The sequence below is a fragment of the Acidimangrovimonas pyrenivorans genome, assembly GCF_042643245.1.
In the GTDB taxonomy this organism is placed as follows: Bacteria; Pseudomonadota; Alphaproteobacteria; order Rhodobacterales; family Rhodobacteraceae; genus Acidimangrovimonas; species Acidimangrovimonas pyrenivorans.
The window spans coordinates 388,075-398,396 of the sequence record NZ_JBHRSK010000007.1; the positions used below are offsets into that span (position 1 = coordinate 388,075).

At 66.8% G+C, this 10,322-nt stretch carries 10 protein-coding genes and 1 tRNA gene; 7 read left to right on the forward strand and 4 right to left on the reverse strand.

The window, feature by feature from the left end; all coding sequences use genetic code 11:
- Positions 1-7: 7 nt before the first annotated feature.
- Positions 8-1,570: a 5-guanidino-2-oxopentanoate decarboxylase gene (locus tag ACFOES_RS12155; RefSeq protein WP_377833544.1), complete on the reverse strand. Its 1,563-nt coding sequence runs from the start codon at positions 1,568-1,570 to the stop codon at positions 8-10.
- A 176-nt stretch (positions 1,571-1,746) separates the two neighbouring features.
- Here ACFOES_RS12155 and ACFOES_RS12160 point away from each other — a divergent pair, with 176 nt between their 5' ends.
- From ACFOES_RS12160 to ACFOES_RS12180, 5 genes are all read left to right on the forward strand, one after another.
- On the forward strand, positions 1,747-2,553 hold the full coding sequence (locus ACFOES_RS12160; protein ID WP_377833545.1) for an ABC transporter ATP-binding protein: 807 nt from the start codon (positions 1,747-1,749) through the stop codon (positions 2,551-2,553).
- Positions 2,554-2,600: 47 nt separating this feature from the next.
- Positions 2,601-3,374, forward strand: coding sequence for a transporter substrate-binding domain-containing protein (locus tag ACFOES_RS12165; RefSeq protein ID WP_377833546.1), 774 nt, complete (start codon positions 2,601-2,603; stop codon positions 3,372-3,374).
- Positions 3,375-3,386: 12 nt separating this feature from the next.
- Entirely contained in the window at positions 3,387-4,145 is a 759-nt protein-coding gene (locus ACFOES_RS12170) for an ABC transporter permease (RefSeq protein WP_377833566.1), read from the forward strand.
- The gene (locus ACFOES_RS12175) at positions 4,142-4,930 is read left to right on the forward strand and encodes an ABC transporter permease (protein WP_377833548.1); all 789 of its coding nucleotides are present in this window, start codon (positions 4,142-4,144) and stop codon (positions 4,928-4,930) included. The genes ACFOES_RS12170 and ACFOES_RS12175 overlap by 4 nt, the downstream gene beginning before the upstream one ends.
- Before the next feature lie 151 nt (positions 4,931-5,081).
- The gene (locus ACFOES_RS12180) at positions 5,082-5,714 is read left to right on the forward strand and encodes an MT-A70 family methyltransferase (protein WP_377833549.1); all 633 of its coding nucleotides are present in this window, start codon (positions 5,082-5,084) and stop codon (positions 5,712-5,714) included.
- Between the two features lie 144 nt (positions 5,715-5,858).
- Here ACFOES_RS12180 and trpA read toward each other — a convergent pair whose 3' ends face one another.
- Together trpA and ACFOES_RS12190 are read right to left on the reverse strand one after the other, a co-directional pair.
- Positions 5,859-6,650 (reverse strand): tryptophan synthase subunit alpha, encoded by a 792-nt coding sequence (trpA, locus tag ACFOES_RS12185; protein ID WP_377833550.1) that lies wholly within the window; start codon positions 6,648-6,650, stop codon positions 5,859-5,861.
- A gap of 52 nt (positions 6,651-6,702) precedes the next feature.
- Positions 6,703-7,167 carry a VOC family protein gene (locus ACFOES_RS12190; RefSeq protein WP_377833551.1) on the reverse strand — a complete coding sequence of 155 codons (465 nt, stop codon included), beginning with the start codon at positions 7,165-7,167 and terminating at the stop codon, positions 6,703-6,705.
- Positions 7,168-7,306: 139 nt separating this feature from the next.
- On the opposite strand from ACFOES_RS12190, the gene ychF reads away from it, so the two are divergent.
- On the forward strand, positions 7,307-8,404 hold the full coding sequence (gene ychF, locus ACFOES_RS12195; protein WP_377833552.1) for a redox-regulated ATPase YchF: 1,098 nt from the start codon (positions 7,307-7,309) through the stop codon (positions 8,402-8,404).
- A gap of 18 nt (positions 8,405-8,422) precedes the next feature.
- Here ychF and ACFOES_RS12200 read toward each other — a convergent pair whose 3' ends face one another.
- Complete coding sequence (locus ACFOES_RS12200; protein WP_377833553.1) at positions 8,423-9,751, reverse strand: hypothetical protein; 1,329 nt, start codon at positions 9,749-9,751, stop codon at positions 8,423-8,425.
- Between the two features lie 141 nt (positions 9,752-9,892).
- On the opposite strand from ACFOES_RS12200, the gene ACFOES_RS12205 reads away from it, so the two are divergent.
- A tRNA-Ser gene (locus ACFOES_RS12205) sits at positions 9,893-9,982 on the forward strand.
- Positions 9,983-10,322: the final 340 nt, after the last annotated feature.

Genomic DNA, 10,322 nt, shown 5'->3' on the forward strand with positions numbered 1-10,322 from the left:
CTCCGCCTCATCCGACGGCGATTTCCACCAGCTTGGGCCCGGCGACGGCCCGCGTCTCGGCCAGCGCCTCGGCCAGCGCGGCCGGCTCCGGGCCGATGCGCTGGTAAGGCAGGCCGCAGGCCCGGGCGAGTTCCTCGAAGCCCGGCGGCGTCGGATCGCAGCCCAGCACCGGCGCCTGCACCGCCTCCATCGACGCCGCGATCTCGCCATAGCCGCGGTTGTTCCAGACCAGGAAGGTCACGTTCACCGCCTCGTCCCTCGCCGTCATCAGCTCGGCGAGCGAGAATTGCAGCCCGCCGTCGCCGGTCAGGCAGACCACCGGCGCCTCGGGATCGGCGAGCGCGGCGCCGATGGCGGCCGGGGCGCCGTAGCCCAGGGCGCCATAGCCGGTGGCGGCGTTGAACCAGCCGCCGGGGCGGTCGTGATCGTAATAGAGGTTGCCGGCATAGACCGGCTGGGTGCTGTCGCCGACCACCAGCGCCCCGGGCAGCGCGTCGCGCAGCGCCTCCAGCAGCGCCACCTGCGCCCGCATCTCGGGCCCGATCTCCTCCAGCGCCGCGCCCCGCGTCTGCGCCGCGCGGGCAGCCCCGTCGGCGGAGCCCTGCGGCAGGTCGGTCAGCAGCGCGGCGAGGATCGGCGCCGCCGCGCCCTGCAACGGCACGGCAGCCGGGTGGCGGGCGAGCTGGTCGGCGTCGATATCGATGCGGATCATCTGGGACAGGTCGGGGAAGCCGCCGCGCCGGTACATGTCGTAATCGGTCGGGCCGAGTTCGGTGCCGACGGCGAGGACCGCGTCGGCGCCGGCGATCAGGGTCCGGGTCGCGCCGAGGCTCGGGCTGGCCGGCACCGCCAGCGGGTGGCCGTGCAGCAGCCCGCGGGCATTGGCGGTCAGGACGACCGGCGCGTCCAGCCGCTCGGCCAGCGCCAGCAGCTCGGCCCCCGCCCGTTTGGCGCCACCGCCGGCGAGGATCACCGGGCGCCGGGCGCCCTTCAGCCGCTCGACGGCGGCGGAAAGGTCGGGCAGCGGCGGCGCGGCGGGCGCGACGGGATCGGGCAGCGGCTCGGCTGGCAAGGGCATGACGTCGAGCGGCACCTGCAGATGCACCGGCCCGCCACGCCCTTCCAGCGCGGCGAAGGCGGTTTCCAGCGCCGGCGCCAGATCGGCCGCCGCGCCGATCTCGGCTGCCGACAGCGCCAGGGTCGAAACCATGCCGAGCTGGTCGGGCAATTCGTGCAGATGACCGAGGCCGCGGCCCTGGCTCTCGGCCTCGTTGACGCCCGAGATCACCAGCATCGGCACCGAATCGGCCCGCGCCTGCGCCATCGGCGTCAGGATATTGGTCACCCCCGGCCCGGTGATCACGAATGCGACACCGGGCTTGCCCGACACCCGCGCATAGCCGTCGGCCATGAAACCGGCCGCCTGTTCATGACGTGGCGTCACGTGGCGGATGCCCGAGCCCGGCAGCCCGCGATAGAGCTCGATCGTGTGGACGCCGGGAATGCCGAACACCACCGAAACACCGCGTTTTTCCAGCCCGGCGACAAGCGCCTCTCCGATACTGGTCATGCTGCCTTCTCCTTCATTCCGGCCGGCGGCGCGGTGCGGCATGGCGCCCGCCGCTTCCCCCCGACCTGCGGTGGCCGGCCGGCCATCCCGTTCATATTTCGCCCAAATTATCCGCTTGCAGAATTGTCGCAGGACGGTGTTAATACAACCCGATTTACCGACGGAGAAGACGCTGGATGCCAGAGGTGACGGCCCAAAGCGCCCCGAACAGCCCTGACGCGGACCGACAACGGCCCGATACCGTCCGGGTCGAGAACCTGCACAAGTCATTCGGCGATCTCGAGGTGCTCAAGGGCGTTTCGCTGACCGCGCGCGAAGGCGACGTCGTCGCCATCATCGGCGGCTCGGGCTCGGGCAAGTCGACCATGCTGCGCTGCATCAACTTCCTCGAGACCCCGACCAGCGGCAAGATCGTGATCGACGGCGAGGAGGTCGCGCTGCGCCCCGACGGCGCACCCGCCAGCCGCAAGCAGATCGAGCGCATCCGGCGCGAGCTGGGCATGGTGTTCCAGTCCTTCAACCTGTGGAGCCACATGACCGTTCTGGAGAACGTGATCGAGGTTCCGGTCCATGTCCTCGGCGTGCCCAGGGACGAGGCCATCGCGCGGGCCGAGAAGCTGCTCGCCCGCGTCGGGCTGGCCGAGAAGACCGATGTCTATCCCGCCTTCATGTCGGGCGGCCAGCAGCAGCGCGCCGCCATCGCCCGGGCGCTGGCGATCGAGCCGCGGGCGATGCTGTTCGACGAACCGACCAGCGCGCTCGACCCCGAGCTGGTGGGCGAGGTGCTGAACGTGATCCGCGATCTCGCCGGCGAGGGCCGGACGATGATCCTGGTCACCCACGAGATGAAATTCGCCCGCGAGGTCTCGGATCACGTGATCTACCTCCATAACGGGCGGATCGAGGAGGAAGGCCCGCCGGAGACGCTGTTCGGCGCGCCCAAATCGGAACGGCTGCGCCAGTTCCTGAAAACCGTGGCCTGAAACGGGCCACCCCGCGGGCAACACCGCGCAACAGAGAGGGAGTAACCATGAAACTGAAAAGCGTGATCCTTGCCGGTATCGCCGCGCTCGGCCTCGCCGGAACCGTCTCGGCCGCCCCGGTCAAGGTCGGCGTCGCCGCCGAACCCTACCCGCCCTTCACCTCGCCCGACGCCTCGGGCAAGTGGTCGGGCTGGGAAGTCGACCTGATGAACGCGATCTGCACCGACCAGAAGCTGGACTGCGTCATCACCCCGGTGGCCTGGGACGGCATCATCCCGGCCCTGACCTCGGGCCAGATCGACATGATCATGTCGTCGATGTCGATCACCGCCAAGCGCGCCAAGGTCGTCGACTTCTCGGACAAGTACTACGTCACCCCGGCGGCGATCGCCGTGGCCAAGGACGCCACCTTCGGCATGACGCCCGAAGACCTCACGGGCAAGGTGATCGGTGTCCAGGTGTCGACCACCAACGAGGCCTATGCCCAGAAGTTCTTCGGCAAGACCTCGACGATCAAGCAGTACCAGACCCAGGACCAGGTGAACCAGGACCTCGCGGCCGGCCGCATCGACGCCGACGTCGCCGACCAGTTCACGCTCGACGCCTTCGTCACCTCGAAGGACGGCAAGGCCTGCTGCAAGATGCTCGGCGCCCTGCCCTATGACAACGAGACCCTGGGCACCGGCATCGGCGCCGCCTTCCGCAAGTCGGACACCGCCCTGCGCGAGAAGTTCAACAAGGGTCTGGCCGATGTCCGCGCCAGCGGCGACTACGACAAGATCACCAAGAAGTACTTCAGCTTCGACATCTACGGTGGCTAAGACCCGACCGTGCTGGACGCTCTGACACGTCTCTTCGAGCCCGGGCATGCGCTCGGGCTCCTCGCTTGGTCCCCGCCCGACGGCTGGGGCCAGGTGTTCGCCATCGGCCTGCTGCATTCGATGGAGGTCGCCGTCGGCGCCTATGCGCTCGGCCTCGTGATCGGCATCATCGGCGCCTTCTCCAAGCTCTATGGCGGCGAGATCCTGCGCGACCTGTTCTCGGTCTATACCACCGTGGTCCGCGCCGTGCCCGAGCTGGTCGAGATCCTGATCCTGTTCTACCTCGTGCCGCAGCTGATCAACTCGATCCTGCTCTCGATGGGCTATGACCGCATCACCCTGCCGCCGCTGCTGGTCGGCATCATCGTCCTCGGCGTCGTCGTCGGCGCCTACATGACCGAGGTGCTGCGCGGCGCCATCCTCGCCGTGCCGCATGGCCAGATCGAGGCCGCCCGCGCCTATGGCATGCCGCCGGTGATGATCGCCCGCCGCATCACCTTCCCGCAGATGATGGCCAACGCCATCCCGGGCATGGCCAACCTGTGGCTGAACGCGACCAAGGACACCGCGCTGCTGGCCGTCATCGGCTTCAACGAGCTGACGCTGACCACCTTGCAGGCCGCGGGCACGACCAAGTCCTATTTCCTGTTCTTCATCGCCGCGGGCACCCTCTACATGATCATCTCGATCCTCTCGGGCCGGTTCTTCGCCGCGCTCGAACGCTGGGCGCGCAAGGGCCAGCCGGCCGTCGGCCGCGGAGGCGCGATATGATCGCCGCCCTCCGCCCGCTGATGCGGCCGCACCGGATCGTGCTGATCCTGCTCGCCGTCGGCGCTGTCGCCTGGTGCGCCTGGAACCTGAACTGGAGCTGGCTGCCGGACTACTGGAACAACGGCATGATCCTGCAGGGGTTGTGGACCACCCTCTGGCTGCTGGCGGTAAGCTGGGCCGTCGGACTGTTCATGGCGGTCTGGCTCGGCCTCGCCCAGGCCGCCGGACCGTGGTTCCTGGCGCTGCCGGCCAAGGGCTTCTGCTCGGTCATCCGCGGCACGCCGCTGCTGCTGCAGCTGTGGTTCCTCTATTACGGGCTCGGCTCGCTGTTCCCCTACATCCCGTGGATCCGCCACGGTGCGCTCTGGCCCTACCTGCGCGAGGCCTGGCCCTACGGCCTGCTGTCGCTGACGCTCAGCTTCGCCGGCTACGAGGGCGAGGTGATGCGCGGTGCGCTCAAGGGCGTGCCGCATGGCCAGCTCGAGGCCGCCCGCGCCTACGGCATGTCGCGGCTGACCATCCTGCGCCGTATCTGGCTGCCGCTGGCGATCCGCCGGGTGCTCCCGACGCTGGGCGGCGAGACCGTGCTGCAGCTCAAGGCGACGCCGCTGGTGGCGACGATCACCGTGCTCGACATCTACAATGTCAGCTCGCGCGTGCGGCAGGACACCTTCATCATCTACGAGCCGCTGTTGCTGCTGGCGCTGGTCTACATGGCCATCACCGGGGTGATCGTGCTGCTGTTCCGCTGGTTCGAGCGCAAGGTGCCGACCAAGATGGGCTAGGCCCCATCCCGGACCACGCTTCGCCCGGCGCTGGCGCCGGGCGGCGCCATCGCCTCTCCCCGCATCACCGCCGGTTTTTCATTGCCGCCCCGGGCGTGTTCCCCTATTGTTCCGATTGCCTGCCCTGCCCTGCCACCGCAATATGTTGGATATGACCAGCTCAGCCGCCCAAGACCTGCAGAAATTCCTCGGCGACGACCGCTTCGGCTGCGTGCTGGCCGATCCGCCGTGGCGCTTCGCCAACCGCACCGGCAAGGTCGCACCCGAGCACAAGCGGCTGGCGCGCTACCCGACGATGACGCTACAGGACATCTGCGACCTGCCGGTGGCCGAGCATCTCGAGGAGCGGGCGCACTGCTATCTCTGGGTGCCCAACGCGCTGCTGCCCGAGGGGCTGCAGGTGCTGGCGGCCTGGGGCTTCGAATACAAGTCGAACCTGATCTGGCACAAGGAGCGCAAGGATGGCGGCTCGGACGGGCGCGGCGTCGGCTTCTACTTCCGCAACGTGACCGAGATCATCCTGTTCGGCACAAGGGGCAAGAACGCCCGGACGCTGGCCCCGGGCCGGCGCCAGGTCAATTTCCTCTCGACCCGCAAGCGCGAGCATTCGCGCAAGCCCGACGAGCAATACGACCTGATCGAGGCCTGCTCCTGGGGGCCGTATCTCGAGCTTTTCGGCCGCGGCGTGCGCGAGGGCTGGACGGTCTGGGGCAACCAGGCCGATGCCGATTACAAGCCCGACTGGAAGACCTACGCCTACAATTCGGGCCTGGCGGCCGAGTAGGTCCGCCTCACAGGTTATGGGCTCACACCCCGAGCTCTCAGCTTTTCCAGCAGTCTGCCAGCACGCTCATCCTGTTCCGCGTGCCCGGCGCAAGCGCCGGTCTGTTCGCCTGCGAACGGCAGCTAGTTGTCCCCCGCCCCGCGCTCAGGCGCTGTGCGCGCCCGCGGCGAGCGTGCCGGCGAAGGCGGTGACATCGGCCGGGCTCTTGCCCTCGGCGATCTGCTTGACGATGGCCGAGCCGACGACGCAGCCGTCGGCCACCCCGGCGATCTGCTTCGCCGCCTCGGGCGTGGTGATGCCGAAGCCCACGATCACCGGCAGATCGGTCTTCGCCTTGATCCGCGCCACTTCGGGCCCGACCTCGGCCGCCTGTGCCGCCGCCGCCCCGGTGATGCCGGTGATCGAGACGTAATAGACGAAGCCGGAGGTGTTCTGCAGCACCTTGGGCAGGCGCTTGTCGTCGGTCGTCGGCGTCGCGAGACGGATGAAGTTGATCCCGGCCTTCTGGGCCGGGATGCAGAGCTCCTCGTCCTCTTCCGGCGGCAGGTCGACGACGATCAGGCCGTCGATCCCGGCCGCCAGCGCGTCGGCGAGGAAGGTATCGACGCCGCGGTTATAGATCGGGTTGTAATAGCCCATCATCACCACCGGCGTGGTGTCGTCGCCCTTGCGGAACTCGGCCACCATGTCGAGCGTCTTCTGCAGCGTCTGGCCGCCGTCGAGCGCGCGCTGACCGGCCAGCTGGATCGTCGGGCCGTCGGCCATCGGATCGGTGAAGGGCATGCCGAGCTCGATGATGTCGACACCGGCCGCCGGCAGCCCCTTCATCACCGCCAGCGAGGTTTCGAGATCGGGATCGCCGGCCATGATGTAGGAGACGAAGGCCTTCTTGCCCTCGGCGCGCAGGGCGGCGAATTTCCGGTCGATACGCGTCATCGGGCGTCCTTTCCTCTGTCATCGCCCGATGTGCAGGAACGGCGCGGGAAAATCAAGCCAGCCCGTGTCGCAGGGACCCGTGTCTCAGGCCCTGCCACGCCGGCCCCTGGCCGTCCTCCATCACCCCGACCATCCAGGTCACGCCGAACCGGTCGGAGACCATGCCGAAACCGGGCGAGAAGAAGGTCGGGCCGAAGGCCATCCGGACATGACCTTCCTCGGCCAGTTGCTCGGCGACATGATTGCCCTCGGCCACGCTCGGGACCGGACGCATGACGCTGAAGCCGGCTGGCGCATGCGGGGTGACGGCGGGAAAATCGCTCGCCATCAGCGCCTCGCCCTCGTGCAGGGTCATCCGGGAATGCATCACCCGCGCCGGGATCGCCCCGGGCGGACCGCCATCGGGGGCCTCGGAATAGCGCATTATCTCCAGGTCGGACGCCCCGAAGACCTTGGCATAAAACTTCATTGCCCGGGCGCACTCGCCGTCGAAATGCAGATAGGGAACAAAACTCATTTCAAAATACCTCTCAAATAACTTCTCCCCTCACTCTACGCCTGCTTTGCCCTGCGGCAAAGCGATGCTTGCACAGACGCTTGCACAGGCCGGGGGGGACGCGTAGAAGCGGCCCGGATCTTTTCGCGAGGGAGCGGCAATGGGTTTCAAGATGGGTATCGTCGGGCTGCCGAATGTCGGCAAGTCGACGCTTTTCAACGCGCTGACCCGCACCGCCGCGGCCCAGGCCGCCAACTTCCCCTTCTGCACCATCGAGCCGAATGTCGGCGAGGTGGCGGTGCCCGATGCAAGGCTCGAGAAACTGGCCGAGATCGCCGGCTCGAAGCAGATCCTGCCCACCCGGATGACCTTCGTCGACATCGCCGGCCTCGTCCGCGGCGCCTCCAAGGGCGAAGGGCTGGGCAACCAGTTCCTCGCCAATATCCGCGAATGCGACGCCATCGCCCATGTGCTGCGCTGCTTCGTCGATGACGACGTCACCCATGTCGAGGGCCAGATCGACCCGATCGCCGATGCCGAGACGATCGAGACCGAGCTGATGCTGGCCGACATGGAATCGATCGAGCGGCGGCTGGCCAACCTGTCGCGCAAGCTGCGCGGCGGCGACAAGGAGGCGGTCGACCAGGACCGGCTGCTGCGCGTCGCGCTCGAGGCGCTGGAAAACGGCCGCCCGGCCCGCACCGTGCAGGTGGCCGAGGACGACCGCAAGGCCTGGAACATGCTGCAGCTGCTGACCGCGAAGCCGGTCCTTTACGTCTGCAACGTCGAGGAGGCCAGCGCCGGCAGCGGCAACGCGCTCTCCGAGAAGGTGGCCCAGATGGCCGCCGAACAGGGCGCCGGCACGGTGGTGATCTCGGCCAAGATCGAGGAGGAGATCAGCCAGCTCGACCCCGAGGAGGCGCAGATGTTCCTCGAGGAGCTGGGCCTGCACGAGGCCGGGCTCGACCGGCTGATCCGGGCGGGCTACGAGCTCCTGGGGCTCGAGACCTATTTCACCGTCGGCCCCAAGGAAGCCCGCGCCTGGACCATCCGCAAGGGCACGCTGGCGCCGCAGGCGGCGGGCGTGATCCACGGCGATTTCGAGCGCGGCTTCATCCGCGCCGAGACGGTCTCCTACGACGACTACGTCACCTATGGCGGCGAGACCGGCGCCAAGGAGGCGGGCAAGTTCCGCATCGAGGGCAAGACCTACGAGGTCAAGGACGGCGACGTCCTGCACTTCCTGTTCAACGCCTGAACGGACGGCCGCGCCCCGTCAGAAATAGCCGAAATAGGCGAAATCGTCGACGGACAGATGTGGCGCCCCGTCGAGATGGCAATAGAAGTGCCAGTCGTGGCCCGGTTCATCGCGCAACTGGAAATCACCGGTTTGCTGATCGTATCGCAGATCGCCGCGCGCGTAGGTCAAGTAGGGATCATCGGGCAGCTGCAGCACGATCGCAGTGTCGTCGTCCTGCTTCACCATCGCGTCCGTGAACGAATGCAGCAGATGCAGCAGCTCTACCGGGCGCTTGTCATAGCTGTAATTCCACATGTCGGGGTCGAGCTCCATCGCGACGTGATCCTTGCCGGGATGGAAGTCGCGCACCTCGACATCTGTCGCCAGGACGAAGGTATCGGCCCCCGGACCGCCCTTCATTATCGTACCATGGTAGCTTGAGCCTTCGACGAAGAGGAAGTCCATCCCCTTGCCCCCGAAAAGATGGTCATGCATCCCCTGCGAGGCGCCGAAGGAGATCAGGACATCGTTTCCAGGGCCGCCGGCGACTCTCTCCGTCTGATTGCTATGGGCACCAATGTAGTAATCGTTGCCCGCCCCGAGCAACGTGGTCATCTTGACAGTCCGCCAGTCATTGTCCCCCAGGTATTGGACACGATCATTGCCGCTGCCGGTGATCAATTTGTGCAGATGGCTCGAACGGAAATAGACCTCGAAATTCTCGAACCCCGCCACCGTGGCCGAGTTCACCTGCATCTCCCCGTGGATCGCCCCGCGCAAATCCAGAACACCATCGGCATCGCCTTGCAGCGGCGCACCGCCGAGACTCGCCCCCAGCGACAGGGTGTCGTTTCCCGGCCCGCCCTGCACAAAGAAGGAATGCCCGTCGGGATGCAGCCCCGAGGCGCTGCTGACATGAGAGAAATCGACGTTGGCCTTGTCGTTGCCGCGGCCCAGCCAGACCCTGTCTAGATCGCCGTCGAAGGTGTGGATGGTCGAGTAGAAGTGGTCGCTGCCGCGCCCGCCGTAGTAGTCGGTGCTACCGTAATAGTCGTAGAACGTGTCGTTCCCCAGCCCCCCAAACGCGAGGGCCGCCTTGTCGTAGGTATCGTATCCGATGTGAACGCCGTTATTGACGAAGACATCGTCGCCCGCCCCGCCATAGAAGCGCCCGGCATTGCCTTCGAAAAGATCATCGCCCTGCAGGCCCGCGATCCGCTGCGGGGCGAACCCGTAGGCCTCGAGCGCGGCGAAGGCATCCCCGTAAATGATGTCATCGGCCGCCGTCCCGAGCAGGACGGAATGGGGATCGTTCGCGACCTGCTTGCCGTTGATCTTGCTGTAGTAATAGGGATTTTCACTCATACGCGCCTCCCGCAAACCGATATCCCGCGACGTTGCCAGCACAGGCCCGGGCTGTCAACGAAGCCGGTCTGCGCGCCAAGAGGGACGATCGCGTCATTTTCCGCTTGTTTCCCTGTCAGCCAAGCTGCTAGAGACGCCAGCGGAGACGTGGCCGAGTGGTCGAAGGCGCTCCCCTGCTAAGGGAGTAGGCGGGAAACCGTCTCGAGGGTTCGAATCCCTTCGTCTCCGCCAGACTTGTCCTTTAAACCATTGATTTCAAAGCAAAATAGAAATTTACTCTGGGCAGCGCCCCCCATTTCATCCTCCATTCTCCCCGAGCATGAACTCCGGTGATGGGAGAAGCGTGGACATTCGCAGCCTAAACCTCAAATGGCAGACCGCCCGAATCTTCCGGGGCTCTGGTGCGGATCGACTGCGACTTTCAGGGAAATCCACTCCGAACCGCTGACTGCCTACAGGTGCGCCGCGATGCTGGGGAAGCGAGCGAGCATAATGCGCAGCGAACGGTCGGCCCATAGGTCGTGCTCCTGCACTAGGTCACGCACTCATAAATGACTGGCACCAATTTAGG